General features: G+C 53.6%; 26 protein-coding genes and 2 tRNA genes. 7 read left to right on the top strand and 21 right to left on the bottom strand.

The features are described 5' to 3' along the window. Window positions 1-55 precede the first annotated feature (55 nt). The 4 genes from infB to LRM19_RS16840 form a co-directional block, all read right to left on the bottom strand. The gene (infB, locus tag LRM19_RS16855; protein ID WP_271369481.1) at window positions 56-2,743 is read right to left on the bottom strand and encodes a translation initiation factor IF-2; all 2,688 of its coding nucleotides are present in this window, start codon (window positions 2,741-2,743) and stop codon (window positions 56-58) included. Between the two features lie 24 nt (window positions 2,744-2,767). Then, a complete protein-coding gene (nusA, locus tag LRM19_RS16850; RefSeq protein WP_003861798.1) occupies window positions 2,768-4,270 on the bottom strand; it encodes a transcription termination factor NusA in 1,503 nt (500 codons plus the stop codon). Window positions 4,271-4,298: 28 nt separating this feature from the next. Next, on the bottom strand, window positions 4,299-4,751 hold the full coding sequence (gene rimP / locus LRM19_RS16845) for a ribosome maturation factor RimP (RefSeq protein ID WP_014833432.1): 453 nt from the start codon (window positions 4,749-4,751) through the stop codon (window positions 4,299-4,301). Window positions 4,752-4,958: 207 nt separating this feature from the next. Continuing rightward, window positions 4,959-5,035 (bottom strand) — tRNA-Met (locus LRM19_RS16840). 287 nt (window positions 5,036-5,322) lie between these two features. Here LRM19_RS16840 and argG point away from each other — a divergent pair. Then, window positions 5,323-6,669, top strand: a complete 1,347-nt coding sequence (gene argG / locus LRM19_RS16835) for an argininosuccinate synthase (protein WP_121932126.1) — start codon at window positions 5,323-5,325, stop codon at window positions 6,667-6,669. A 186-nt stretch (window positions 6,670-6,855) separates the two neighbouring features. Here the strand turns inward: argG and LRM19_RS16830 are convergent. The 6 genes from LRM19_RS16830 to rlmE all read right to left on the bottom strand — a co-directional run bounded on the left by LRM19_RS16830 (window position 6,856) and on the right by rlmE (window position 12,448). Beyond that, window positions 6,856-6,942, bottom strand: a tRNA-Leu gene (locus LRM19_RS16830). 9 nt (window positions 6,943-6,951) lie between these two features. Beyond that, window positions 6,952-7,284 (bottom strand): preprotein translocase subunit SecG, encoded by a 333-nt coding sequence (gene secG / locus LRM19_RS16825; protein ID WP_023309338.1) that lies wholly within the window; start codon window positions 7,282-7,284, stop codon window positions 6,952-6,954. A 223-nt stretch (window positions 7,285-7,507) separates the two neighbouring features. Continuing rightward, window positions 7,508-8,845 (bottom strand): phosphoglucosamine mutase, encoded by a 1,338-nt coding sequence (gene glmM, locus LRM19_RS16820; RefSeq protein ID WP_023309339.1) that lies wholly within the window; start codon window positions 8,843-8,845, stop codon window positions 7,508-7,510. Further along, window positions 8,838-9,686, bottom strand: a complete 849-nt coding sequence (gene folP / locus LRM19_RS16815) for a dihydropteroate synthase (protein ID WP_127732403.1) — start codon at window positions 9,684-9,686, stop codon at window positions 8,838-8,840. The genes glmM and folP overlap by 8 nt, the downstream gene beginning before the upstream one ends. Before the next feature lie 98 nt (window positions 9,687-9,784). Continuing rightward, window positions 9,785-11,719 (bottom strand): ATP-dependent zinc metalloprotease FtsH, encoded by a 1,935-nt coding sequence (gene ftsH / locus LRM19_RS16810; RefSeq protein WP_010436002.1) that lies wholly within the window; start codon window positions 11,717-11,719, stop codon window positions 9,785-9,787. A 102-nt stretch (window positions 11,720-11,821) separates the two neighbouring features. Further along, on the bottom strand, window positions 11,822-12,448 hold the full coding sequence (gene rlmE / locus LRM19_RS16805; protein ID WP_003861812.1) for a 23S rRNA (uridine(2552)-2'-O)-methyltransferase RlmE: 627 nt from the start codon (window positions 12,446-12,448) through the stop codon (window positions 11,822-11,824). 127 nt (window positions 12,449-12,575) lie between these two features. On the opposite strand from rlmE, the gene yhbY reads away from it, so the two are divergent. Next, window positions 12,576-12,869, top strand: coding sequence for a ribosome assembly RNA-binding protein YhbY (gene yhbY / locus LRM19_RS16800; protein ID WP_003861814.1), 294 nt, complete (start codon window positions 12,576-12,578; stop codon window positions 12,867-12,869). 151 nt (window positions 12,870-13,020) lie between these two features. Here the strand turns inward: yhbY and greA are convergent, their stop codons facing one another. Further along, a complete protein-coding gene (gene greA, locus LRM19_RS16795; protein ID WP_014171793.1) occupies window positions 13,021-13,497 on the bottom strand; it encodes a transcription elongation factor GreA in 477 nt (158 codons plus the stop codon). Between the two features lie 228 nt (window positions 13,498-13,725). Here greA and dacB point away from each other — a divergent pair, with 228 nt between their 5' ends. From dacB to pmrB, 3 genes are read left to right on the top strand one after another with little or no spacing between them, the layout of a single operon-like run. After that, window positions 13,726-15,159: a serine-type D-Ala-D-Ala carboxypeptidase gene (gene dacB, locus LRM19_RS16790; protein WP_271369480.1), complete on the top strand. Its 1,434-nt coding sequence runs from the start codon at window positions 13,726-13,728 to the stop codon at window positions 15,157-15,159. A gap of 2 nt (window positions 15,160-15,161) precedes the next feature. Further along, complete coding sequence (gene pmrA / locus LRM19_RS16785) at window positions 15,162-15,824, top strand: two-component system response regulator PmrA (protein ID WP_115876349.1); 663 nt, start codon at window positions 15,162-15,164, stop codon at window positions 15,822-15,824. After that, window positions 15,821-16,864, top strand: a complete 1,044-nt coding sequence (gene pmrB / locus LRM19_RS16780) for a two-component system sensor histidine kinase PmrB (RefSeq protein ID WP_271369479.1) — start codon at window positions 15,821-15,823, stop codon at window positions 16,862-16,864. Before pmrA ends, pmrB begins: the two co-directional genes overlap by 4 nt. A gap of 33 nt (window positions 16,865-16,897) precedes the next feature. On the opposite strand, the gene cgtA is transcribed toward pmrB, so the two are convergent. From cgtA to rplU, 4 genes are all read right to left on the bottom strand, one after another. Continuing rightward, window positions 16,898-18,073, bottom strand: a complete 1,176-nt coding sequence (gene cgtA, locus LRM19_RS16775) for an Obg family GTPase CgtA (protein WP_021242261.1) — start codon at window positions 18,071-18,073, stop codon at window positions 16,898-16,900. A 15-nt stretch (window positions 18,074-18,088) separates the two neighbouring features. Beyond that, complete coding sequence (locus LRM19_RS16770) at window positions 18,089-19,054, bottom strand: DMT family transporter (protein ID WP_271369478.1); 966 nt, start codon at window positions 19,052-19,054, stop codon at window positions 18,089-18,091. A 96-nt stretch (window positions 19,055-19,150) separates the two neighbouring features. Further along, window positions 19,151-19,408 carry a 50S ribosomal protein L27 gene (gene rpmA, locus LRM19_RS16765; protein WP_004385076.1) on the bottom strand — a complete coding sequence of 86 codons (258 nt, stop codon included), beginning with the start codon at window positions 19,406-19,408 and terminating at the stop codon, window positions 19,151-19,153. A gap of 19 nt (window positions 19,409-19,427) precedes the next feature. Then, a complete protein-coding gene (gene rplU / locus LRM19_RS16760) occupies window positions 19,428-19,739 on the bottom strand; it encodes a 50S ribosomal protein L21 (RefSeq protein WP_003025032.1) in 312 nt (103 codons plus the stop codon). Window positions 19,740-19,996: 257 nt separating this feature from the next. Here rplU and ispB point away from each other — a divergent pair, with 257 nt between their 5' ends. Further along, window positions 19,997-20,968: an octaprenyl diphosphate synthase gene (gene ispB, locus LRM19_RS16755; RefSeq protein ID WP_136195031.1), complete on the top strand. Its 972-nt coding sequence runs from the start codon at window positions 19,997-19,999 to the stop codon at window positions 20,966-20,968. Between the two features lie 229 nt (window positions 20,969-21,197). Continuing rightward, a complete protein-coding gene (sfsB, locus tag LRM19_RS16750) occupies window positions 21,198-21,485 on the top strand; it encodes a DNA-binding transcriptional regulator SfsB (RefSeq protein ID WP_111964968.1) in 288 nt (95 codons plus the stop codon). A gap of 61 nt (window positions 21,486-21,546) precedes the next feature. On the opposite strand, the gene murA is transcribed toward sfsB, so the two are convergent. The 6 genes from murA to mlaE form a co-directional block, all read right to left on the bottom strand. Continuing rightward, window positions 21,547-22,806 carry a UDP-N-acetylglucosamine 1-carboxyvinyltransferase gene (murA, locus tag LRM19_RS16745; protein ID WP_115876352.1) on the bottom strand — a complete coding sequence of 420 codons (1,260 nt, stop codon included), beginning with the start codon at window positions 22,804-22,806 and terminating at the stop codon, window positions 21,547-21,549. A 50-nt stretch (window positions 22,807-22,856) separates the two neighbouring features. Next, window positions 22,857-23,111 (bottom strand): BolA family iron metabolism protein IbaG, encoded by a 255-nt coding sequence (gene ibaG, locus LRM19_RS16740; RefSeq protein ID WP_008501458.1) that lies wholly within the window; start codon window positions 23,109-23,111, stop codon window positions 22,857-22,859. A 126-nt stretch (window positions 23,112-23,237) separates the two neighbouring features. Further along, window positions 23,238-23,531 (bottom strand): lipid asymmetry maintenance protein MlaB, encoded by a 294-nt coding sequence (gene mlaB, locus LRM19_RS16735; protein WP_048028841.1) that lies wholly within the window; start codon window positions 23,529-23,531, stop codon window positions 23,238-23,240. Beyond that, window positions 23,531-24,166, bottom strand: coding sequence for a phospholipid-binding protein MlaC (mlaC, locus tag LRM19_RS16730; RefSeq protein WP_045910107.1), 636 nt, complete (start codon window positions 24,164-24,166; stop codon window positions 23,531-23,533). The genes mlaB and mlaC overlap by 1 nt, the downstream gene beginning before the upstream one ends. An 18-nt stretch (window positions 24,167-24,184) precedes the next feature. Next, window positions 24,185-24,733, bottom strand: a complete 549-nt coding sequence (gene mlaD, locus LRM19_RS16725; protein WP_008501455.1) for an outer membrane lipid asymmetry maintenance protein MlaD — start codon at window positions 24,731-24,733, stop codon at window positions 24,185-24,187. Between the two features lie 4 nt (window positions 24,734-24,737). Continuing rightward, window positions 24,738-25,520: a lipid asymmetry maintenance ABC transporter permease subunit MlaE gene (mlaE, locus tag LRM19_RS16720; protein WP_010436044.1), complete on the bottom strand. Its 783-nt coding sequence runs from the start codon at window positions 25,518-25,520 to the stop codon at window positions 24,738-24,740. Window positions 25,521-25,522: the final 2 nt, after the last annotated feature.

The raw sequence follows: 25,522 nt of genomic DNA, 5'->3' as shown, positions 1-25,522 counted from the left end.
CCTTTTTGAAATTATTGCCGGGTGGCGCGAGGCGATCCCGGCTTACAATCGAAAATTAAGCGATGGTACGCTGAATTTCGATGATCTCGAACACTTCGATCATATCGCCAACGCGAACGTCGTTGTAGTTCTTCACGCCGATACCACATTCCATGCCGTTACGGACTTCGTTAACGTCATCTTTGAAGCGGCGCAGGGATTCCAGCTCGCCTTCGTAGATAACCACGTTGTCACGCAGTACGCGGATTGGGTTGTGACGCTTGATGTTACCTTCGGTAACCATACAGCCCGCGATTGCACCGAATTTCGGTGATTTGAACACGTCACGTACTTCAGCCAGACCGATGATCTGCTGTTTCAGCTCAGGAGACAGCATGCCGCTCATCGCTGCTTTCACTTCGTCGATCAGGTTATAGATGACGGAGTAGTAACGCAGATCCAGGCTTTCGGCTTCAATCACTTTACGCGCAGACGCATCCGCACGAACGTTGAAACCAACCAGGATAGCGTTGGACGCAGCAGCCAGGGTCGCGTCGGTTTCGGTGATACCACCTACGCCAGAACCGATGATCTTCACTTTCACTTCGTCGGTAGACAGTTTCAGCAAGGAGTCGGAGATCGCTTCCACAGAACCCTGAACATCGGCTTTCAGAACGATGTTCACTTCGTGAACTTCGCCATCGGTCATGTTGGCAAACATGTTCTCGAGTTTAGATTTCTGCTGACGAGCCAGTTTAACTTCACGGAATTTACCCTGACGATAAAGTGCCACTTCACGCGCTTTCTTCTCGTCACGCACCACGGTCACTTCGTCACCAGCAGCCGGAACACCGGACAGACCCAGGATTTCAACTGGAATGGACGGACCTGCTTCCAGCACTTCCTGACCCAGTTCGTTACGCATTGCACGAACGCGACCGTATTCGAAACCGCACAGAACGATATCGCCTTTATGCAGCGTACCTTCGCGAACCAGAACGGTAGCAACCGGGCCACGTCCTTTATCCAGGAAGGATTCGATAACCGCACCGCTCGCCATACCGTTACGGATGGCTTTCAGCTCCAGAACTTCGGCCTGCAGCAGGATCGCGTCCAGCAGTTCGTCGATACCGGTACCCGCTTTCGCAGACACGTGTACGAACTGGCTTTCGCCGCCCCACTCTTCCGGCAGAATACCGTACTGGGAAAGTTCGTTTTTAACACGATCGGGATCCGCTTCTGGCTTATCGATCTTGTTCACTGCAACCACAACCGGCACACCCGCTGCTTTCGCGTGCTGGATAGCTTCGATGGTCTGCGGCATGACGCCGTCGTCTGCAGCAACAACCAGAACAACGATATCCGTCGCCTGAGCACCACGAGCACGCATTGAGGTAAACGCGGCGTGACCCGGGGTATCCAGGAAGGTGATCATACCGTTGTCAGTTTCTACGTGGTATGCACCGATGTGCTGGGTAATACCACCCGCTTCGCCAGAGGCAACCTTGGTAGAGCGAATGTAGTCAAGCAGAGAGGTTTTACCGTGGTCAACGTGACCCATGATGGTCACTACCGGTGCGCGCGGTTCTGCCGCAGCACCTGTGTCACGGTCGCTCATTACCGCTTCTTCCAGCTCGTTTTCACGACGCAGGATAACTTTGTGACCCATTTCTTCCGCAACCAGCTGTGCAGTTTCCTGATCGATCACCTGGTTGATGGTTGCCATAGCGCCCAGCTTCATCATCGCTTTGATGACCTGAGAGCCTTTAACCGCCATCTTGTTCGCCAGTTCGCCAACGGTAATGGTTTCGCCGATCACAACGTCACGGTTAACGGCCTGAGCTGGCTTCTGGAAGCCCTGCTGCAGAGCGGAACCTTTACGCTTGCCGCCTTTACCGCCACGAACAGCCGCGCGTGCTTCTTCACGGTCAGCTTTAGATTCAGCGTGCTTGTTGCCTTTTTTCGCCGGACGCACTGCTTTTGCATTACGACCACGGCCACGACCGCCTTCAACTTCACGATCGTTATCATCTTCAGCCTGACGCGCATGCTGAGAAGTGGTCACGTGATAGTCGCTGGTGTCTTCAGACTGCTCAACGGTATCAACACCGTTCTTCTCATTTTCTTCAGCCATACGACGCGCTTCTTCGGCGACGCGGCGAGCTTCTTCTTCCAGCTTACGGCGGGCTTCTTCTTCCGCTTTACGCTTCAGCTCGGCAGCTTCATTTTCACGGCGGGCTTTTTCAGCCTGGGCGGTTTTGGTCATTTCGTCTGTCTGTTGATTGCTCACTTTGTCTTTTTCCGCAGCGTCACGCTTCACTTTATCACTTGCGTCGCGTTTCGCTTTTTCTGCGGCCTCACGTTCAGCTTTTAATTCTGCTTCACGTTTGGCGGCTGCTTCCGCCTCACGCTGAGCTTGTTCTTCCGCTTCACGCTGTGCCTGCTCTTCCGCGGCAAGGCGTTCTGCCTCTTGCGGATCACGTTTTACAAAGGTGCGCGTCTTGCGGACTTCAATTTGTACCGATTTGCTTTTACCACCGGTACCAGGGATGTTTAACGTGCTACGCGTTTTGCGCTGCAGCGTTAACTTGTCAGGCGTAGAACCGTGTTCACGGTTCAGGTGCGTTAACAAGGTTTGTTTTTCTTGCGCGGTCACCGAGTCATCAGCGGACTTCGGGATCCCTGCATCAGCAAATTGCTGTACCAGGCGGTCCACGGAGGTCTGAATCTCAGCAGCCAGCGATTTTACAGTTACATCAGTCATGCTGTTCCTTCCTGCTACAGTTTATTACGCTTCGTCGCCGAACCAGCAAATATTACGTGCGGCCATGATGAGCTCGCCGGCTTTCTCGTCGGTTAAACCTTCGATATCAGCCAGGTCATCAACGCCTTGCTCAGCGAGATCTTCCAGCGTACAAACACCACGGGCAGCCAGCTTGAACGCAATCGCACGATCAAGACCTTCCAGATTCAGCAGGTCATCAGCCGGCTTCTTATCGCCAAGGCTTTCTTCCTGAGCCAGTGCCAGGGTGGTCAGTGCGTTTTTAGCGCGTTCACGCAGGGCTTCAACGGTTGGTTCATCCAGACCGTCAATTTCCAGCAGCTCTTTCATTGGCACATAGGCCAGTTCTTCCAGCGTAGAGAAACCTTCTTCTACCAGAACAGTGGCGAAATCTTCGTCAATATCCAGGTATTTGGTGAAGGTATCGATCGCCGCATGGGCTTCAGCCTGATGCTTAGCCTGCAGGTCATCAACGGTCATGACGTTGAGTTCCCAGCCGCTCAGCTGTGACGCCAGGCGTACGTTCTGACCGTTACGGCCGATTGCCTGCGCCAGGTTGCCCGCTTCAACAGCGATATCCATGGTGTGTTTGTCTTCGTCAACAACGATAGACGCCACATCAGCTGGAGCCATTGCGTTGATCACGAACTGCGCCGGGTTGTCATCCCACAGAACGATATCAATTCGTTCACCGCCCAGCTCAGTAGAAACAGCCTGGACGCGCGCACCGCGCATACCGACGCAAGCACCGACCGGGTCGATACGCTTGTCGTTGGTTTTCACCGCAATTTTCGCACGGGAGCCCGGATCGCGAGCCGCCGCTTTAATCTCAATAACTTCTTCACCGATTTCCGGTACTTCAATACGGAACAGTTCTACCAGCATTTCTGGTTTAGAACGGGTCACGAAGAGCTGTGCACCACGCGCTTCAGGGCGAACGGCGTACAGAACACCGCGAATACGGTCGCCTGGACGGAAGTTTTCACGCGGCAGCATATCTTCACGCAGGATCACGGCTTCAGCGTTACCCGGCAACCCTTCGGATTTGATCTCCAGGGAGATGTTGTCGCGGTTCACTTTCTTCACCACACCGGTGATGATCTCGCCTTCCTGATCGCGGAACTGATCGACAACCAGCGCGCGCTCGGCTTCGCGCACTTTCTGCACGATAACCTGTTTAGCGGTCTGGGTGGTGATACGGTCGAAGGTCACAGATTCAATCTGATCTTCAACGTAGTCACCCACGTTCAGACTTTCGTCTTCGAAACGGGCGGCTTCCAGCGTGATCTCTTTGGTCGGCTGGGTCACTTCTTCAACGATTACCCAACGACGGAATGTATCGAAGTCACCGCTTTTACGATCGATTTCTACGCGAACATCGATCTCTTGTTCGTATTTTTTCTTGGTTGCTGTAGCCAGTGCACTTTCCAGCGCTTCGAAAATCTTCTCACGCGGCAGTGATTTCTCATTGGAGACGGCTTCAACAACAGCCAAAATTTCTTTGTTCATCGCGGGCTTTTCACCTCAATCCAGACTGTTAAAAGTGGGGAACCAGGTTCGCCTTCTGGATATTACTCAGCGCGAACACTTCATCTTTGCCTTCGACTGTCACCGTGATCATTTCACCATCAACGGCTTTGATAATTCCCTGCCATTTACGGCGGTTCTGTACGGCCATACGCAGAACGAGAGCCACTTCTTCACCGGTAAAGCGCACATAGTGCTCGGCCGTGAACATCGGGCGATCGAGGCCAGGTGAGGAAACTTCCAGGTTGTACGCAACGGTAATTGGGTCTTCAACATCAAGAACCGCACTCACCTGGTGGCTGACATCAGCACAATCATCAACATTGATGCCATCTTCACTATCAATATAGATGCGCAGCGTCGATGTACGGCCGCGAACGAATTCGATGCCGACCAGTTCGTAGCCCAGTGCTTCGACCGGTGCAGTAATCATCTCTGTTAATTTTTGCTCTAATGTGGACAAGCCCACCCCCAAGACATAAAAAAAGGGCGTAAAGCCCAGTTATTCTGTAGTCAGATAACAAAAAACCCCGATAAATCGGGGCTTTAGATAACTGAACCCTATAGCCACAACTGTGGCCTGGAGCACTTTCCTAAAGAATTTTTTCAAATCCAGCTACGAAGGCTCTAAGTCTTCACAGTATATTTGAAAAAGAACTTTATGGGAAAGTGGTTGCGGGGGCCGGATTTGAACCGACGACCTTCGGGTTATGAGCCCGACGAGCTACCAGGCTGCTCCACCCCGCGCCTGAAACGTGGCAAATTCTACGCGTTTTGGACAGAATTTGCAAATAATGCTGGGATTTGGTACCGAAGACGGGACGTAAAATCGGCGTTTAGTATATTGATAGTTGACCCCACCTGTCAAGGCGACTTCCGCCAGATCGATCGGACCAAAATTTTTACAAAAAACGCACGAGTCTCTTCCGGTCTTCGCCAAAAGATGATTAAATGAATACTCACTTATTTTGCATAAAAATGCACAAGAGAGCGAAAGCGGTCTCTAATCAGTCAATCAAGCAGGGTTTTATTCTATGACGACGATTCTCAAGCATCTTCCGGTAGGACAACGTATTGGCATCGCTTTCTCAGGCGGCCTGGATACCAGCGCTGCACTGCTGTGGATGCGCCAGAAGGGAGCGGTTCCGTATGCTTATACTGCGAACCTGGGTCAGCCGGATGAGGACGACTATGATGCCATTCCTCGTCGCGCTAAAGAGTATGGTGCAGAGAACGCGCGCCTGATTGACTGCCGTAAGCAACTGGTCGCGGAAGGTATCGCAGCTATTCAGTGTGGTGCATTCCATAACACAACCGGCGGTCTGACCTATTTCAACACCACTCCGCTGGGCCGCGCGGTTACCGGCACCATGCTGGTTGCGGCGATGAAAGAAGACGGCGTCAACATCTGGGGTGACGGCAGCACCTATAAAGGAAACGATATTGAACGTTTCTATCGTTATGGCCTGCTGACCAACGCCGAACTGCAGATCTACAAACCGTGGCTGGATACCGACTTCATCGACGAGCTGGGTGGTCGTCATGAGATGTCCGAGTTTATGATTGCCTGCGGCTTTGACTATAAGATGTCAGTCGAGAAAGCCTACTCCACCGACTCCAACATGCTGGGTGCGACGCACGAAGCGAAAGACCTGGAATTCCTGAACTCCAGCGTGAAGATCGTTAACCCGATCATGGGCGTGAAGTTCTGGGACGAGAACGTCAAAATCCAGGCTGAAGAAGTTACCGTACGTTTCGAACGCGGCCATCCGGTAGCGCTGAACGGTAAAACCTTCTCAGACGATGTTGAGCTGATGCTGGAAGCTAACCGGATTGGCGGTCGTCACGGCCTGGGCATGAGCGATCAGATTGAAAACCGTATCATCGAAGCGAAAAGCCGTGGCATCTATGAAGCCCCGGGTATGGCACTGCTGCACATCGCTTACGAGCGCCTGCTGACCGGTATTCACAACGAAGATACCATTGAGCAGTATCACTCTCATGGCCGTCAGCTGGGTAAACTGCTGTATCAGGGCCGCTGGTTCGATCCTCAGGCACTGATGCTGCGTGATGCCCTGCAGCGTTGGGTGGCAAGCGCGATCACCGGTGAGGTGACCCTGGAACTGCGTCGCGGTAACGACTACTCCATTCTGAATACGGTGTCTGACAACCTGACCTATAAAGCAGAGCGTCTGACCATGGAGAAAGGTGAATCCGTGTTCTCACCGGACGATCGTATTGGTCAGCTGACCATGCGTAATTTGGACATTACCGATACCCGCGAGAAGCTGTTCAACTATGTTGAGAATGGCCTGCTCTCCACGAATTCCGGTAACGGCCTGCCTCAGGTTGAAAACCTGGAGCATAGCGATAAGAAGTAATCGCTGATGTAGCATGCAAAAGGCGTCCTGGGGACGCCTTTTTTATTTGGACTTTCGTAGGGCGGGTAAGCGCAGCGCCACCCGCCATTTTGCCCGGTGGCGCTGCGCTTACCGGGCCTACGAAAAACAACACATAATCTACAGACGAAAAAAAAGACGTCTTTCGACGTCTTTTTTCTGGAATATTGGTACCGAGGATGGGACTCGAACCCACAAGCCCGTTAGGGCACTACCACCTCAAGGTAGCGTGTCTACCAATTCCACCACCTCGGTACAGAATACTTAGTGCGGGATATCGCTGGTTGGCTTAGCCGGTGCAGCTGGCTGAGTCTGCTCAGTTTTCGCTGGCGCGCTCAGATTTTCCCACTCGCTTCCTTTGCTGGTCTTGTTGCTGTTGATATTGCCAAGCACTAGGCTGATGATGAAGAACAGCGTAGCCAGAATCGCCGTAGTGCGGGTCATGAAGTTCGCAGAACCACTTGAACCGAACAGCGTACCGGAAGCGCCTGCTCCGAAGGAGGCTCCCATATCAGCGCCTTTACCTTGCTGCAGCATAATCAGCGCTACGAGAGCGATGGCTACAATAAGGAAAACAACTAAAAGAGCTTCGTACATAATCAACCTGTTCCTTGCGGATTTGCCGCATACCAATGCTTCGACCAATTAGCAGGATTTCTGTTTCCCACTGAAGCGGGTGTGAATACTAACCAAAGCGAATCACCTTCGCAAGGGCATTTTCGACGCATTGTATCAACTGCGGAAAAAAACAGCAAAAAGCCATTAATTGCTTAAAACAAAGGCGGCAAACGCCGCCTTTTTAAACATTTAGCGTGCAAGATTATGCAGCTTTTACAGCATCCGCAATACGGTGCGCGAATTCGGTTACCTGCGCTTCGTCTTCACCTTCCACCATCACGCGGATCAGCGGTTCAGTGCCGGATTTACGCAGCAGCACGCGTCCACGATTGCCGAGGGCCGCTTCAACGTCAGCCATCACCGCTTTGACGTTCTCATTTTCCAGCGGATCGCCTTTACCGGCAGTAAAGCGTACGTTTACCAGGATCTGTGGGAACATTTTCATGCCGCTGCACAGGTCGTGCAGGCTCATATGGTTGCGCGCCATAGCGGCAACCACCTGCAGCGCGGCCACAATACCGTCACCGGTGGTGGTTTTGTCGAGCAGGATCACGTGACCCGAGTTTTCTGCACCGATACGCCAGCCCTTCTCCTGCAGTTTTTCCAGCACATAGCGGTCACCCACCTTCGCGCGGACAAAAGGAATACCGAGCTGTTTCAGGGCCAGTTCCAGGCCCATGTTACTCATCAGCGTACCTACCGCACCGCCGCGCAGCTGGCCCTGACGCAGGCCCTCACGGGCAATAATGTAGAGGATCTGATCGCCGTCGACCTTGTTACCTTCGTGGTCGACCATGATCACGCGGTCACCGTCGCCGTCAAGCGCAATACCCAGATCGGCTTTTTCTGCCAGAACACGCGCCTGCAGGGCACGAACGTCAGTTGCCCCCACCTGCTCATTAATGTTCAGACCATCCGGCTCGCAGCCAATGGTGATTACTTTCGCACCCAGTTCGCGGAAGACATTCGGGGCGATGTGATAGGTCGCGCCATTTGCACAGTCCACCACAATTTTCAGATGAGCCAGGCTCAGCTCATTCGGGAAGGTACCTTTACAGAATTCGATATAGCGACCCGCCGCATCGACGATACGGTTCGCTTTACCCAGCTCTGCGGAATCAACACAGGTAATCTCTTTTTCCATCTCAGCTTCAATAGCTTCTTCCACGTCATCCGGCAGCTTGGTGCCATCAATGGAGAAGAATTTAATGCCGTTGTCGTAGAACGGGTTGTGAGAAGCTGAAATGACAATCCCCGCTTCCGCACGGAAGGTGCGCGTCAGATACGCGACTGCAGGCGTTGGCATTGGGCCCGTAAAGGAGGCGGACAGTCCCGCAGCCGCCAGACCCGCTTCCAGGGCGGACTCCAGCATATAGCCCGAAATACGGGTGTCTTTACCGATGATTATTTTACGTGAGCCATGACGCGCAAGCACTTTACCAGCAGCCCAGCCGAGCTTCAGGACAAAATCAGGGGTGATGGGAGCATCGCCTACGCGCCCACGGATACCGTCGGTACCAAAATATTTACGATTACTCATAGCGTTTGTTTTCCTTCGCTGCCAGTGTGGCTTCCACCACACGCATGGCTTCTACTGTTTCTTTGACGTCATGGACACGAATAATGTGCGCACCCTGCATCGCCGCAATCACCGCGCAGGCCAGGCTGCCGCTCAGGCGTTCGCTCGGCCCCACGTTCAGCAACTGCCCAATCATCGACTTTCTCGACATTCCCACCAGTAACGGCAGGCCAAAATGATGGAATTCCGATAAGCGCGCAAGCAACGCATAATTGTGGGAGAGATTTTTACCGAAACCGAACCCCGGGTCGAGCAGCAATTTCTCTTTTGGGATACCTGCACGTTCACAGCGTTCGATATGCTCAATAAAGAAGCGATTTACGTCGGCAAAGACATCGTCATACTTCGGCGCGTCCTGCATAGTTTTTGGTTGGCCCTGCATATGCATCAGGCAAACCGGCAGCCCCGTTTCCGCAGCCGCCTCAATCGCCCCCGGTTCGGTAAGTGAACGGATATCATTGATAATGTGAGCGCCTACTCTCGCCACTTCACGGATCACCTCCGGTTTGGAGGTGTCAACGGAGATCCACACTTCAAACCGCTGTGCGATTGCTTCAACGACCGGCACCACGCGCGCCAGCTCTTCTTCCACAGACACGTCCGCCGCGCCTGGACGCGTCGATTCGCCGCCAACGTCAATGATGGTGGCACCCGCATTAATCATTAAATTCGCGTGCTTAACCGCCTCGATAAGCGTGTTATGCGCACCGCCGTCAGAGAAGGAGTCAGGGGTAACATTCAGGATCCCCATCACGTGGGGATGTGAAAGATCGAGATGCGAGTCCTGAGCGAATAATTTCATGGCGAAATCCCTGGTATCTATATCGTTAAACAGAAATGAAAAACCCCGGAGCAAGCTCCAGGGTTTGAGGTACAGACAAACGCTTCAACAGCAGTGGCTTACTTATCGCCCAACTGTTCTGACATGGTGTTGCCCGGATTTGGCGTACGCGGTTCATCAACCGGACGCGGCGCACGCGGGGTGCCATTGTTGTCAGAATTATTGGAAGCACCTGGGTCTTCCCAGCCTGCTGGCGGACGCACTTCACGGCGCGCCATCAGGTCGTCAATCTGCGGTGCATCGATGGTCTCATATTTCATGAGCGCATCTTTCATCGAATGCAGGATGTCCATATTGTCGTTCAGGATCTGGCGCGCACGCGCATAGTTACGTTCTACCAGAGATTTAACTTCCTGGTCGATGATACGTGCCGTCTCATCGGACATATGTTTCGCTTTAGCCACAGAACGGCCCAGGAATACTTCACCCTCTTCCTCTGCGTACAGCAGCGGACCGAGTTTGTCGGAGAAGCCCCACTGAGTCACCATGTTACGCGCCAGGTTTGTCGCCACTTTAATGTCGTTGGACGCACCGGTAGAAACATGTTCCACACCGTAGATAATCTCTTCTGCCAGACGACCACCGTAGAGGGTAGAAATCTGGCTTTCCAGTTTCTGACGGCTGGCGCTGATAGCGTCGCCTTCAGGCAGGAAGAAGGTCACACCCAGCGCACGACCGCGCGGAATAATCGTCACTTTATGCACCGGGTCGTGTTCCGGCACGAGGCGACCAATAATCGCATGACCCGCTTCGTGGTATGCCGTGGACTCTTTCTGCGCTTCCGTCATCACCATGGAGCGACGTTCCGCACCCATCATGATTTTGTCTTTCGCTTTCTCAAATTCCACCATCGATACGACGCGCTTGTTACCGCGAGCGGCAAACAGAGCAGCTTCGTTGACCAGGTTAGCCAGGTCCGCACCGGAGAAGCCTGGAGTACCGCGCGCAATGATTGCCGCATCGATATCTGGCGCCAGCGGCACGCGACGCATGTGAACTTTCAGAATCTGTTCACGACCGCGAACGTCCGGCAGACCCACAACAACCTGACGGTCGAAACGGCCTGGACGCAGCAGCGCAGGGTCAAGTACGTCCGGACGGTTAGTCGCCGCGATAACGATGATACCTTCGTTACCTTCGAAGCCGTCCATCTCAACCAGCATCTGGTTCAGCGTCTGTTCACGTTCATCGTGACCACCGCCCAGACCTGCGCCACGCTGGCGGCCTACGGCGTCGATTTCATCGATGAAGATAATGCACGGTGCTGCCTTCTTGGCCTGCTCGAACATGTCACGCACACGAGATGCACCGACACCCACGAACATTTCGACGAAGTCAGAACCTGAAATAGTAAAGAACGGCACCTTCGCTTCGCCCGCGATGGCTTTAGCCAGCAGGGTTTTACCGGTACCCGGAGGGCCAACCATCAGCACCCCTTTCGGGATCTTACCGCCCAGCTTCTGGAAACGGCTCGGTTCACGCAGGTATTCAACCAGTTCACCGACCTCTTCTTTCGCTTCGTCACAACCGGCGACGTCAGCGAACGTGGTCTTGATCTGGTCTTCCGTTAGCATACGCGCCTTGCTCTTACCGAACGACATGGCACCTTTGCCACCGCCGCCCTGCATCTGGCGCATAAAGAAGATCCAGACGCCGATAAGAAGCAGCATCGGGAACCAGGAAATGAAGATAGAAGCCAGCAGGCTTGGTTCTTCTGGCGGCTCACCTACCACCTTGACGTTTTTGGTCAGAAGGTTATCAAGCAGCTTAGGATCGTTCACCGGGATGTAAGTCGTGTAACGGTTACTATCTTTCTTGGTAACGTTGATCTCACGTCCGTTGATACGCGCTTCGCGAACCTGGTCCTGATTGACCTCCTGCAGGAAGGTAGAATAATCCACCTTGCGGCCATTCGACTCGCTGGGCCCAAAGCTCTGGAATACTGACATCAGCACAACGGCAATGACCAGCCAGAGTATTAGGTTTTTCGCCATGTCACTCAAGGGATTAACCTCATATTACAACTGTGTTAAAAACAGCGTCAGGATACTCTATATCCAGTTTCATTCAAACTTTCGCCTGAAATCTACCGGTTATCATTTTCGCCCGGTCGCTACAATATACACTTCTCGGGAACGGGCCCGGGAAGAGTCCGGCTTACGAACTTTAACCTTCGCAAACAGGGAGCGAATTTCCTTAAGATACTCCTCGAAACCTTCGCCCTGAAACACCTTCACAACAAAACTACCACCAGGCGCTAGTACATCACGACACATTTCTAACGCTAGCTCCACCAGATACATGGCGCGGGGGATATCCACCGCCGGTGTTCCGCACATATTTGGTGCCATATCTGACATGACAACCTGGACCTTACTATCACCTACACGATCAAGTAACGCTTTCAGCACTAATTCATCACGAAAGTCGCCCTGAAGGAAGTCGACACCGACGATGGGATCCATTGGTAAAAGATCGCATGCGATGATTCGGCCCGTTCCGCCGATCTGCGTTACCGCATACTGGGACCATCCGCCAGGTGCCGCACCGAGGTCAACAACCGTCATCCCCGGCTTAAAAAGTTTGTCACTTTGCTGTATTTCATCAAGTTTAAACCAGGCACGGGAACGTAACCCCTTTTTCTGTGCCTGTTGAACATATTTATCGCTAAAGTGTTCCTGAAGCCAGCGGCTGGAGCTGGCAGAACGCTTTTTACCTGTCATTTAACATTTCCGTCCTGGTTCATCGTTACCTGCCTGTGACGTAAATTTCTACGCAGCTATTTGGCGATATAAGGGAGATGGCGGTAGAATGAACCGTTTTCAATCCCAACGTAAGCAAAAATATACGATGAATCTGAGTACTAAACAAAAACAGCACCTTAAAGGTCTGGCACATCCGCTCAAGCCTGTAGTGATGCTTGGCAACAATGGTTTGACCGAAGGGGTGCTTGCCGAGATTGAACAAGCGCTGGAACACCACGAGCTGATCAAGGTGAAAATCGCCTCTGAAGACAGAGACACTAAAAACCTGATCGTGGAAGCCATCGTGCGCGAAACCGGCGCCTGTAATGTACAGGTCATCGGTAAAACGCTGGTGCTCTACCGCCCATCTAAAGAGCGTAAAATCTCGCTGCCACGCTAAGGATATCCTGAATTAAACACATTTTCTGTGTGAAACGAGGGATTTCTGTCAGCAGGCGAGCAAAATGCCATGCTCCTTGAGTTGATAAAAGGCCGCTATGCGGCCTTTTTCTTTTCTTTACAATGTATCAACATCTTAGTAGAGAAGCGAATTACAGGTATTCAACCTTAATAATTTCGTATTCCACTTCACCGCCAGGAGTGCGGATGGTGACAACATCGTCCTGCTCTTTGCCAATCAGGCCGCGAGCAATCGGAGAGTTCACTGAAATCAGGTTCTGTTTGAAGTCTGCTTCATCATCACCCACGATGCGATAGGTCTGCTCTTCGTCGTTGTCCAGGTTCAGCACGGTCACAGTTGAACCAAAGATCACACGCCCGTTGTTAGGCATTTTGGTGATATCGATAACCTGTGCATTGGACAGTTTTGCTTCGATATCTTTAATACGCCCTTCACAGAAGCCCTGCTGCTCACGCGCGGCGTGGTATTCAGCGTTCTCTTTCAGGTCGCCATGCTCGCGCGCATCCGCGATAGCGGCGATGATTTCAGGACGACGCACGGATTTCAGGAAATCCAGCTCTTCGCGCAGTTTTTCGGCACCACGTAAGGTCATCGGAATAGCTTGCATTTGTTATACCTCTTAAACATTCCTGTTGGGAGCAGTGTTCCCTGCTCCTGCCCACCTAAGCGGGCAAGAAGCAAAAAGAAAACCGACCCGGGAGCAATGCCCCAGGCCAGCAGCAATTTTTCAATTTGATATGCATTTTACCGCGAAGTTCACTATGGGTCATCGTTTACTTTGCAGTGCTATGCACCGTAGTATGACGGTTTGTTTTCGGGTTGTTAGCGCGAGATTATGCGATTTTCCAGATTTATCATCGGATTGACTACCAGTTTAACGTTCACCGCCCAGGCCGCGAATGTTGATGAGTACATTAATCAGCTCCCCGCAGGCGCGAACCTTGCCCTGATGGTGCAGAAGGTTGGCGCACAGGCTCCCGAGATTGACTATCACAGTCAACAGATGGCGCTGCCTGCCAGTACCCAAAAGGTGATCACTGCCCTCGCCGCCTTGCTCCAGCTCGGTCCTGACTTCCGTTTTACTACCACACTCGAGACCAAAGGTAACGTCGAGGGTGGCGAACTGAAAGGCGATCTTATCGCCCGTTTTGGCGGCGATCCGACCTTTAAGCGCCAGGATATCCGCAATATGGTTGCGGTACTGAAAAAAACCGGCGTGCAGAAAATTGACGGCAATGTGCTGATCGATACCTCCATCTTTGCCAGCCACGATAAAGCCCCGGGCTGGCCGTGGAACGACATGACGCAGTGCTTTAGCGCCCCGCCCGCCGCCGCGATTGTTGACCGCAACTGCTTCTCGGTTTCGCTTTACAGTGCGCCAAAGCCGGATGATTTAGCGTTTATTCGCATAGCGTCCTACTACCCGGTCACCATGTTTAGTCAGGTCCGCACGCTGGCCAAGGGCTCTCCTGATGCACAGTACTGCGAACTGGATGTGGTGCCTGGAGATCTTAACCGCTTCACCCTTACCGGCTGCCTGACGCAGCGCGCCGATCCACTGCCCCTGGCCTTTGCGATACAGGATGGGGCAAGCTATGCGGGTGCCATTCTGAAAGATGAACTGAAGCAAGCGGGCATAACTTATACCGGCACGCTGCTTCGTCAGACGCAGGTCAACCAGCCCGGCACGATCATCGCCAGCAAACAGTCTCCTCCGCTGCACGATTTACTGCGGATCATGCTGAAAAAATCGGACAACATGATTGCCGATACGGTGTTTCGCATGATTGGTCACGCGCGTTTCGGCGTGCCGGGAACCTGGCGCGCGGGTTCAGACGCGGTTCGGCAGATCCTGCGCCAGCAGGCCGGAATCGATCTGGGTAATACCATCGCCGTCGATGGCTCCGGACTATCGCGTCATAATTTGATCTCTCCGGCCACGATGATGCAGGTGCTTCAGTACATTGCACAGCACGACACTGAGCTAAACTTTATTTCAATGCTGCCGCTGGCCGGGCATGACGGTTCTCTGCAGTACCGTGCCGGGCTTCACGCTGCCGGTGTGGATGGTAAAGTCTCCGCGAAAACAGGCTCACTGCAGGGGGTTTACAACCTTGCAGGCTTCATCACTACCGCCAGCGGACAACGCATGGCATTCGTGCAGTATCTTTCCGGCTATGCCGTCGAACCGACCGACCAGCGCAATCGTCGTATTCCGCTTGTTCGCTTCGAAAGCAGGCTTTATAAGGACATCTATCAGAATAACTAGCGATGAAACTACTCATAGTTGAAGACGATCTGTTATTGCAGGAGGGGCTGGCGCTAGGTCTGGCCAATGAAGGGTACGCCCTCGACTGTGCTGGCACCGCAGCGGAGGCGGACTCTCTGATTCAGAGCGGCGAATACAGCCTGGTGATCCTCGATTTGGGCTTGCCTGATAAAGACGGCGCCACGCTGCTCGGCCAGTGGCGACGTCGCGGCATCGCCAACCCGGTATTGATCCTGACGGCACGAGATGCCCTTGAAGACCGTATCGCTGGCCTCGATGCAGGCGCTGATGATTACCTGGTGAAGCCTTTTGCGCTCGCGGAGCTGCAGGCTCGGGTGCGAGCGTTGATTCGCCGCTATCAGGGCCATAGTGATAACTTACTGACCGACGGCGATATTACGCTGAATTTGCAAACCCAGCAGGTGCTGCGCCAGGATCAGGCCGTAGAGGTGACGCCAAAAGAGTTCGCCTTGCTTACGCGTCTGATCATGCGGAGCGGGCAAACGGTACACAGAGAAACGCTCCAGCAGGATATTTACTCCTGGCAGGACGATCCCGGCTCAAATACCCTTGAGGTTCACATCCATAACCTGCGGCGTAAACTCGGCAAAGACAGGATCAAAACCGTTCGCGGCGTCGGCTATCGTCTGGAGAGCCAGAAATGAACAGCATGCGTCGGCGTTTGATGGTGCTGCTGGCGGTGATTCTCCTGTTTTTCCAGCTGATAAGCGTTATCTGGCTCTGGCATGAAAGCCGTGAACAGATTGGTTTTCTGGTCAACGAAACGCTGTCAGCAAAAGCGCGCAATAATCACGTTGAGAAAGAGATCCGCGAAGCGATTGCCTCGCTGCTGGTTCCTTCCCTGGTGATGGTCGGCTTTACCCTGCTCTTCTCCTTCTGGGCGGTCACCTGGATAACCCGACCGCTGAATAAACTCCGCGACAGTCTCGCTAACCGTTCGGCCGATAACTTAACCCCGCTTCCTATGTATTCCGACATGGAAGAAATTGGCGCGGTGACGACCTCCCTGAACCAGCTGCTGGCACGACTGGATAGCACCATTCAGCAGGAGCGTCTCTTCACCGCAGACGCCGCACACGAGCTGAGAACGCCTCTGGCCGGCATCCGGCTTCATCTTGAGCTCATGGCGCAGTCAGGCGCGCCTCAGGCCGCGACGTTAATTAGCCGTATCGATCAGCTCATGCATACCGTCGAACAGCTACTAATGCTGGCCCGTGCCGGACAGGCAATGGCGAGCGGGCACTACGAAACCGTGAACTGGACGGAAAATATCGTTGAACCTCTCGGCCTGGGCCATGAAGCCAAAGAGCATACGGTGATTTGGCCCGCTAAAAGCGCGCTCACGGTTCAGGGAGACGCCGTGCTCCTGCGCCTGATGCTGCGCAACCTGCTGGAAAACGCAGGGCGCTACAGCCCGCCGGGGACAATGATTACAGTGACATTAACCGAGGTCGACGGGGGGACGCAGATCAGCGTTATCGATCAGGGTCCAGGGATTGATGAAGCGCACCGAGTGTCAATCACCGAGCCATTCCGCCGTCTTGACCAGCGCTACGGAGGAAGCGGTCTGGGCCTGAGTATCGTGCAGCGCATCGTCCAGCTACACCACGGCAGGCTGACCCTTGAAAATGGCGCTGAAGGCGGTTTAATCGCCAGCTGCTGGCTGCCCACAACGCTTCAATAAAAAAGCCCCCATAATGGGGGCTTTGAACAGATATTAGTGCTTGTAGATGAACTCGACGCCTTCTTCGTCGTCTTCATCCCAGTCATCGTCCCAGTCTTCATCGTCTTCTTCCGCTTCCAGCTCTTCGAGCTGCTGGCGGTGGTAGTCATCCCACATGAATTCGACTTTTTCAGGCTGTTTGACTTCTTCCGCCTGAACAATTGGGTTCTCAATGATGAATGTCATCACATCCCAGCACAGATCCTTCACGCCAACCTGGCTTGCCGCAGAGATCAGGTAGTACTTATCTTCCCAACCCATCGCTTCGGCAATGGCTTTCGCTTTTGCTTCCGCTTCGGCTTTGTCCATCAGGTCGATCTTGTTGAAGACCAGCCAGCGTGGTTTATTCGCCAGTTTTTCGCTGTATTTTTCCAGCTCGCCCACGATGATACGGGCGTTTTCAACCGGATCGGAACCGTCGATAGGATCGATATCGATAAGGTGCAGCAGCACGCGGCAGCGCTCAAGGTGCTTCAGGAAGCGAATCCCCAGACCCGCCCCTTCCGCGGCGCCTTCAATCAGACCCGGGATATCGGCAACCACGAAGCTCTTCTCGTTATCCATACGGACAACACCCAGGCTTGGTACCAGCGTGGTAAACGGATAGTCTGCCACTTTTGGCTTGGCCGCAGAGACGGCGCGAATGAACGTCGATTTACCGGCGTTTGGCATACCCAGCATGCCCACGTCTGCCAGAAGCATCAGCTCCAGCTGCAGGTCGCGCTTATCGCCCGGCGTACCCATCGTTTTCTGACGCGGCGTACGGTTAACGGAAGATTTGAAACGGCTGTTACCCAGACCGTGCCAGCCGCCTTTCGCCACCATCAGGCGCTGACCGTGTTTGGTCATGTCACCCATAGTTTCACCGGTCCCCTGGTCAATCACGCGCGTACCGACCGGAACTTTAATGGTGACGTCTTTACCGCGTTTCCCGGTACAGTCACGGCTCTGGCCGTTTTGGCCACGTTCAGCGCGGAAGGATTTTTCGAAACGGTAGTCGATCAGCGTGTTGAGGTTCTCATCCGCCTCCAGCCACACGTCCCCACCATCCCCGCCGTCGCCGCCATCAGGACCGCCACGTGGGATATACTTTTCACGGCGGAAGCTCACGCAACCGTTGCCGCCATCACCAGCCACGACCAGGATCGTCGCTTCATCAACAAACTTCATTTTACTCTCCGTAACTCATTCGCCTGAGCGGGGGACTACTACAACCGCTTCATTTTTGCGCCAACGTCCCCAAAGACGATGACCAATGGCGGAATACATCGCGCCCGCAACCACGACAAACGCACCGAGATAACCCAACAGGTTGAGCATCGGTCTGACGAAGACATCGGGCCAGGCCATTGATAACAAATCTGAAAATAACAGCGTAAACAGCGGAGTAAGCGTAATTAACGCGCTCACCTGTGCTGCTTGCCAGCGCGCCATCGCTTCGGCCAGCGCGCCATAACCGACCAGCGTGTTCAGCCCACAAAAAATGAGGCACGCCAGTTGCCAGTCGCTAAGCTGGGAAATCACTCCCGGCTTTGCTAATGGCAGCAATGCCATTGTACACAAAGTGTACAGCAAAAAGAGGATCTGCTGTGAGGCAAGACGACGCAATAACACCTTTTGTGCGACGCCATAGCTCACCCAGACCGTTGCTGCCCCCACACCGAAAATTACACCCCATGTGTAATCCGTCAGGCGAGTGAAAATCTCAATCAGACTGGTGTTGAAGAACATCACCAGACCGCATAGCAGCATGCTCGCCCCGATAATCTGCGTACCACGCATCTTTTCCTTGAGGATTAAGACGCTGGCAACCATCATGCCAACCGGTGAAAGCTGACCTATCACCTGCGACGCCGTGGGGCTGAGATATTGCAGGGAAGAGCTGAACAGGATGAAGTTACCGAACAGACCGCCCGTCGCGATAGCCAGCAATACCAGCCAGCGCGGTTTACGGAAGAGCCGCAAGGGTGGAAGCTTACCTTTGATTGCCAGAATGGCCCCGAGGCCGATGCTTGCCATCAGAAAGCGATAAAAAACCACCGTAGGCGGCTCCATCACTTCCAGTACCTGCTTCATTGCAATTGGCAGCGCACCCCAGCACATTGCGGTAGTGAGCGCCAAAAGAATACCAATGCCGGCCTGCTGCTTCATGCCCGTTTTCCCTACAGAAAAAATTACCGGGTTTCCAATGTAAAAAGCCCCGCAACAGGTTGCGGGGCTTTAATCCGTTACCGGACCGAGAAAACCTTACTCAGCAACGATGCTGATGTATTTACGGTTGTTCGGGCCTTTAACTTCAAATTTCACTTTACCGTCTGCTTTAGCAAACAGAGTGTGGTCACGACCGCAACCTACGTTGTTGCCAGCGTGGAATTTGGTACCACGTTGACGAACGATGATGCTACCCGCCAGAACGGATTCGCCACCGAAACGCTTAACGCCCAGGCGTTTAGCTTCTGAATCGCGACCGTTACGTGTGGAGCCGCCAGCCTTTTTATGTGCCATTTAAATATCTCCTCAGGTCTTAGGCGCTGATGCCAGTAATTTTCACATCAGTGAACCACTGACGGTGGCCCTGCTGCTTACGGTAGTGCTTACGACGACGAAACTTAACGATTTTAACTTTCTCGCCACGACCGTGTGCAACAACTTCAGCTTTGATAACGCCGCCATCAACGAAAGGAACGCCGATTTTGACTTCTTCACCGTTTGCGATCATCAGAACTTCAGCGAACTCAACAGATTCGCCAGTTGCGATGTCCAGCTTTTCCAGGCGAACGGTCTGACCTTCGCTTACTCGGTGTTGTTTACCACCACTTTGGAAAACCGCGTACATATAAACTCCGCTTCCGCGCACGTCCTCGTATGAATCAGAGTGCGCTATAAATATTCACAATAGGGCGCGAATATTACGCAAAACGCGAGCCTTTGACAAGTGCTACCGTCAATACATGAAGAAAAAAAACACAACACGTACGGTAACGTTTATCTGAGCCGTTTTTTCAGTACAATCAGCACTACTATTGATAAACCGAAACCCTTCGTTACCCCATTGAAGATGGGATCAACAGGATAAAAAGCCCGGCTTTTGCGATGAATTTAGAAAAAATCAACGAGTTAACCGCGCAAGATATGGCGGGTGTGAATGCAGCAATCCTGGAGCAACTCAACTCTGACGTTCAACTGATCAATCAGTTGGGTTATTACATCGTCAGCGGCGGCGGTAAACGCATTCGTCCGATGATTGCCATTCTGGCTGCCAGAGCCGTTGGCTATCAGGGAAATGCCCACATCACTATCGCAGCGCTCATCGAATTTATCCACACTGCGACGCTTCTGCATGACGATGTGGTGGATGAATCGGATATGCGTCGTGGCAAAGCCACGGCAAACGCCGCTTTCGGGAACGCAGCCAGCGTCCTGGTGGGGGATTTTATTTATACCCGCGCCTTCCAGATGATGACCAGTCTGGGCTCCCTTAAAGTGCTGGAAGTAATGTCCGAAGCCGTAAACGTCATTGCTGAAGGCGAAGTGCTGCAGCTGATGAACGTGAACGATCCTGACATCACCGAAGAAAACTACATGCGCGTGATCTACAGCAAAACCGCGCGCCTGTTTGAAGCGGCGGCCCAGTGTTCCGGCATTCTGGCTGACTGTACCGAAGCACAGGAAAAGGGCCTGCAGGACTATGGCCGCTATCTGGGTACGGCATTCCAGCTGATCGATGATTTACTGGACTACAGTGCGGACGGCGAGACGCTCGGCAAAAACGTGGGCGATGACCTGAACGAAGGCAAACCGACCCTGCCGCTGCTGCATGCTATGCGGAACGGAACAGCCGACCAGTCGAAAATGATCCGCGAAGCGATTGAGCAGGGAAATGGTCGCCATCTTCTGGAACCTGTACTGGAAACCATGGCTATCTGCGGATCGCTGGAATGGACGCGTCAGCGTGCGGAAGAAGAAGCCGACAAAGCCATCGAAGCGCTTCAGGTTATTCCAGACAGTCCGTGGCGCGAGGCACTGATTGGTCTTGCCCACATCGCCGTCCAGCGCGACCGTTAATCCCCTTGTATCTCCCCGCAGCGATAGCGGGGAGTTCCTGTACACGCCTGTAAATTCCGTGTTCATGTAAATTCATCGGTTTAGAGACCGCATGAATAAAGCCATGTCTTATTCTGAATATCCCATCAAGTAACGCGAACTTTTTAGAACAAGAAGTTGAAATGGGTATAGTAAACCCCGTCGTTTCAGAAGAAACGGCGTAGGTGAATCCGAACTTAAGGACGGCGTTATGGATACGAAATTTATCGACTGGCACACGGCTGATATTATTGCCGCACTGCGCAAAAAAGGCACTTCACTGGCAGCAGAGTCCCGCCGCCATGGACTGAGTTCTTCAACTCTGGCAAACGCCCTCACCCGCCCCTGGCCCAAAGGAGAATTAATTATCGCAACGGCACTGGATACGCATCCGTGGGTGATTTGGCCTTCACGCTACCACGATCCCATTACCCATGAATTTATCGACAGATCGCGCATGATTCGCCAGAGAAGAGTAAAAAGAGAACCGCAGGAATAACGCGTTTTTTGACAGGAACAGCAACCCCCCGGTCATTTCTGGCAGGGGGCTGCCGGAACGATTACTCGCCCTTCACACGCTCGATGTTGGCACCCAGCGCGCGCAGTTTATCTTCGATACGCTCATAGCCACGATCGATGTGATAGATACGATCCACAATCGTTGTACCTTCCGCGATACAACCCGCCAGCACCAGGCTTGCAGACGCACGCAGATCGGTTGCCATCACCTGAGCGCCGGACAGCGTCTCAACGCCATGGCAAATCACGGTATTACTTTCGATCTCAGCACGTGCACCCATACGGATCAGCTCCGGTACGTGCATAAAGCGGTTCTCGAAAATGGTTTCTGTGATGAAGCCAGTACCCTCGGCGACCAGGTTCAGCAGGGTGAACTGCGCCTGCATGTCAGTTGGGAACGCCGGGTGTGGCGCCGTACGCACATTGACTGCTTTTGGACGCTGGCCATGCATATCGAGGCTGATCCAGTCTTCACCGACTTCAATATCCGCACCCGCATCGCGCAGTTTCGCCAGCACCGCATCCAGGGTATCTGGCTGCGCGTTGCGACAAACAATCTTACCGCCAGAAATCGCCGCTGCGACCAGGAATGTACCGGTTTCGATACGGTCCGGCAGAACGCGATACACGCCACCGCCCAGACGCTCAACGCCTTCGATGGTGATACGGTCGGTACCCTGGCCGGAGATCTTCGCACCCAGCGCCACGAGGAAGTTGGCGGTATCCACAATCTCCGGTTCACGCGCGGCGTTTTCGATGATGGTGGTGCCTTCTGCCAGCGTCGCCGCAGACATAATGGTGACCGTTGCGCCCACGCTCACTTTGTCCATGACAATGTGCGCGCCTTTCAGACGACCATTAACGGACGCTTTAACGTAACCTTCTTCCAGCTTGATCTCTGCGCCCAGTTTTTCCAGACCAAAGATGTGCAGGTCAACCGGACGCGCACCGATGGCGCAACCGCCCGGCAGAGAAACCTGACCCTGACCAAAACGCGCCACCAGCGGGCCAAGCGCCCAGATGGATGCACGCATGGTTTTCACCAGATCGTAAGGTGCTGAGAAGTTGTTCACCTTGCTGGCGTCGATCCAGACGGAACCGTTACGCTCAACTTTCGTGCCCAGCTGGGTGAGCAGCTTCATGGTGGTGTCGATATCTTTCAGCTTAGGTACGTTCTGAATTTCTACCGGCTCTTCAGCCAGCAGCGCAGCAAAGAGGATTGGCAGCGCGGCGTTTTTCGCGCCAGAAATTGTGACTTCGCCCTGGAGACGCGTTGGCCCCTGTACACGAAATTTATCCATTGTGTGCTCTCTTATAAATTCAACCGTGCTGCGGGCCTGTCGCCCTCAGCTCAAAAACCGTTTAGTTTGCGATCGCGTGCCCACTCTTGCGGGGTGAACGCTTTAATTGACAGGGCGTGGATGCGGTTATCCGCAATATATTCCATCAGCGGCGCGTACACAGCCTGCTGTTTCTTCACACGGCTCATACCGTCGAACATCTCACCCACAGCAATAACCTGGAAGTGACTGCCATCGCCAGTGACGTGGGCTTCCTGAAGGGAGAGTGCATTCATCAGCACTGTCTGGATTTCATGATTTTCCATGGGTTCTTAATCATCTGATAGTGAAAACAAGCCCAACATCTTAGAGCAAAGTGGCGTCGTCTTAAACAAGCAAAAAGCCCCGACGATGAAACTGTCAGGGCTTTCGGAAGTAACGCACTGAAAATATTAACGAGGCAATACGTCCTGAGGGAGATTGTAGAGCTGCGCAAGGGTCACGACATTCTCGCTCGCGCCGCGAAGCGTGACGCTCGCCCCCTGCTTTTTCCCTACCGCAACCAGATGGGCAAGCAGCGCAACGCCTGCCGTATCCACCCGCGTGACGTCAGTTAAGTCAATGAGCGTCACGCCCTGCATGGCCTCATGGCGTTTATCCCATAAGGGGTTCAGCAGATCCTGATCCAGCTCACCGGACAGCTTTAATGTCTCGCCTTCACGCGACCAGCTGAGTTGCTGTGACATTACTTCTTCTCGTCCAGCGTGATTTTCTGACGAGCAATGGACTGCAGCTGCGCGGTCAGGCCATCAATCCCCTTGGTGCGCAGCAGGTCGCTCCACTCGTTCTGTTTGGTGGTGATCATGCTTACGCCTTCGGCGATCATGTCATACGCCTGCCAGTGGCCGGTCTGGCTGTTTTTACGCCACTGGAAATCCAGACGCACCGGCGGACGGCCGTTAGGATCGTTGATCGTTACGCGAATAGGGACGATGGTCGCATCACCCAGCGGCTGCTCCGGGGCGATCTGATAGGTCTGACCGTGGTACATCGCCAGCGCCTGACCATAAGCCTGCTTCAGGTATTCACGGAAAGCGGCAAAATAGGCCTCACGCTGCGCCGGGGTCGCGTCTTTGTAATAGCGGCCCAGCACCAGCGCTCCCGCATATTTGATCTGCACATACGGCAGCAGCTCCTGGTCAACCACGTCACGCAGGTAATCAGGATTAGCACGAATCTTAGGCTGCTCGTTTTTAAGACGATCGAAGGTTTTCTTCGCGGCCTCGTCCATCAGTTTGTACGGGTTACTCTGATCCGCCGCGTGCACCGCGGTGAGAGGGGCGATGACCAGCATGGCAACCATTAACAGTCGTTTAAACATGAATGACTTCTCCTGATATTAATTCGCAGCACCTGGGGTCGGCGCGGCATTGGTATGGTCTTCACTCTGCGCAGGGGCATTGTCAGACTTTTTATCATCCCCTTTACTGTTGTAAAGGAACTGACCAATCATATCTTCCAGCACCATGGCGGACTTGGTGTCCTGGATCACGCTCCCGTCCTTAAGGATAGTCGTTCCCAGCTCGGGGTCTTCAAAACCGACGTTAAGCGCCAGATATTGTTCGCCCAGCAGACCGGAAGTCCGGATAGACAGGGAGCTGGTGTCCGGAATGTGGTTGTAACGCTCTTCGATATCCATCGCGACGCGCGGCAGATAGGTCTTCTCATCCAGCGTAATGTCAGATACGCGGCCGATCACCACGCCGCCAATACGGACCGGTGAACGCGCCTTCAGCCCGCCGATGTTATCGAAGGTGGCATAGATGCGATACGTCGGCTCGGTGCGTACAGACGTGATATCTGCCGCTCTCAGGCAGATAAACAGCGCGGCCAGCAGCGCCAGCAGCAGGAATACACCGACCCAAATTTCATTTTTTCTCGTTTGCATGAACTCAATTCCCAAACATCAGTGCGGTGAGCACAAAATCCAGACCCAGTACGGCCAGCGACGAATGAACGACTGTACGTGTAGTAGCGCGGCTAATGCCCGCCGACGTCGGAATGGCATCGTAACCATTAAACAATGCAATCCAGGTAACCGTAATGGCAAATACCACGCTCTTAATCAGGCAGTTAACCAGATCCATTCGCAGGTCAATGGCGTCCTGCATGGCAGACCAGAAGAAACCGGCATCGATGCCTTTCCAGTGCACGCCAACCAGCGAACCGCCCCAGATACCCACGGCGACAAACAGTATCGTCAGCAGCGGTAAAGAGATGACCCCCGCCCAGAAACGCGGCGAGATCACGCGACGCAGCGGATCGACCGCCATCATCTCCATGCTGGAGAGCTGCTCGGTCGCGCGCATCAGGCCAATTTCAGCGGTTAAGGCTGACCCCGCGCGCCCGGCGAACAACAGCGCCGCCACAACGGGCCCCAGTTCACGCAGCAGCGAGAGCGCCACCAGCATCCCGAGGCTGGTTTCCGCACTGTAGGTTGTCAGAACCAGGTAGCCCTGCAGACCCAGCACCATCCCGATAAACAGACCGGAGACAATGATGATGAGCATCGACAGCACGCCGACATTATAAAGCTGCCGCACCAATAGCGGCGCGTGCTTACGGAATTCCGGCTTGCCGACCAGCGCGTTGAATAACATCAATCCGGCACGCCCGAACGTCCTGATGGTTTTTATGCCACGGTGTCCGAGAGCGGCCAACGCATTTAACAGCATGA

The sequence above is a fragment of the Enterobacter sp. PI-10 genome (genome assembly GCF_027947695.1).
Taxonomy (GTDB): domain Bacteria; phylum Pseudomonadota; class Gammaproteobacteria; order Enterobacterales; family Enterobacteriaceae; genus Enterobacter; species Enterobacter vonholyi.
This window is presented reverse-complemented; position numbering and strand designations above follow the sequence as displayed.

Coding starts and splice junctions, on each gene's coding strand:
- infB (WP_271369481.1), bottom strand. CDS start 2,743: ATGACTGATGTAACTGTAAAATCGCTGGCTGCTGAGATTCAGACCTCC.
- nusA (WP_003861798.1), bottom strand. CDS start 4,270: ATGAACAAAGAAATTTTGGCTGTTGTTGAAGCCGTCTCCAATGAGAAA.
- argG (WP_121932126.1), top strand. CDS start 5,323: ATGACGACGATTCTCAAGCATCTTCCGGTAGGACAACGTATTGGCATC.
- secG (WP_023309338.1), bottom strand. CDS start 7,284: ATGTACGAAGCTCTTTTAGTTGTTTTCCTTATTGTAGCCATCGCTCTC.
- glmM (WP_023309339.1), bottom strand. CDS start 8,845: ATGAGTAATCGTAAATATTTTGGTACCGACGGTATCCGTGGGCGCGTA.
- folP (WP_127732403.1), bottom strand. CDS start 9,686: ATGAAATTATTCGCTCAGGACTCGCATCTCGATCTTTCACATCCCCAC.
- ftsH (WP_010436002.1), bottom strand. CDS start 11,719: ATGGCGAAAAACCTAATACTCTGGCTGGTCATTGCCGTTGTGCTGATG.
- rlmE (WP_003861812.1), bottom strand. CDS start 12,448: ATGACAGGTAAAAAGCGTTCTGCCAGCTCCAGCCGCTGGCTTCAGGAA.
- yhbY (WP_003861814.1), top strand. CDS start 12,576: ATGAATCTGAGTACTAAACAAAAACAGCACCTTAAAGGTCTGGCACAT.
- greA (WP_014171793.1), bottom strand. CDS start 13,497: ATGCAAGCTATTCCGATGACCTTACGTGGTGCCGAAAAACTGCGCGAA.
- dacB (WP_271369480.1), top strand. CDS start 13,726: ATGCGATTTTCCAGATTTATCATCGGATTGACTACCAGTTTAACGTTC.
- pmrA (WP_115876349.1), top strand. CDS start 15,162: ATGAAACTACTCATAGTTGAAGACGATCTGTTATTGCAGGAGGGGCTG.
- pmrB (WP_271369479.1), top strand. CDS start 15,821: ATGAACAGCATGCGTCGGCGTTTGATGGTGCTGCTGGCGGTGATTCTC.
- cgtA (WP_021242261.1), bottom strand. CDS start 18,073: ATGAAGTTTGTTGATGAAGCGACGATCCTGGTCGTGGCTGGTGATGGC.
- LRM19_RS16770 (WP_271369478.1), bottom strand. CDS start 19,054: ATGAAGCAGCAGGCCGGCATTGGTATTCTTTTGGCGCTCACTACCGCA.
- rpmA (WP_004385076.1), bottom strand. CDS start 19,408: ATGGCACATAAAAAGGCTGGCGGCTCCACACGTAACGGTCGCGATTCA.
- rplU (WP_003025032.1), bottom strand. CDS start 19,739: ATGTACGCGGTTTTCCAAAGTGGTGGTAAACAACACCGAGTAAGCGAA.
- ispB (WP_136195031.1), top strand. CDS start 19,997: ATGAATTTAGAAAAAATCAACGAGTTAACCGCGCAAGATATGGCGGGT.
- sfsB (WP_111964968.1), top strand. CDS start 21,198: ATGGATACGAAATTTATCGACTGGCACACGGCTGATATTATTGCCGCA.
- murA (WP_115876352.1), bottom strand. CDS start 22,806: ATGGATAAATTTCGTGTACAGGGGCCAACGCGTCTCCAGGGCGAAGTC.
- ibaG (WP_008501458.1), bottom strand. CDS start 23,111: ATGGAAAATCATGAAATCCAGACAGTGCTGATGAATGCACTCTCCCTT.
- mlaB (WP_048028841.1), bottom strand. CDS start 23,531: ATGTCACAGCAACTCAGCTGGTCGCGTGAAGGCGAGACATTAAAGCTG.
- mlaC (WP_045910107.1), bottom strand. CDS start 24,166: ATGTTTAAACGACTGTTAATGGTTGCCATGCTGGTCATCGCCCCTCTC.
- mlaD (WP_008501455.1), bottom strand. CDS start 24,733: ATGCAAACGAGAAAAAATGAAATTTGGGTCGGTGTATTCCTGCTGCTG.
- mlaE (WP_010436044.1), bottom strand. CDS start 25,520: ATGCTGTTAAATGCGTTGGCCGCTCTCGGACACCGTGGCATAAAAACC.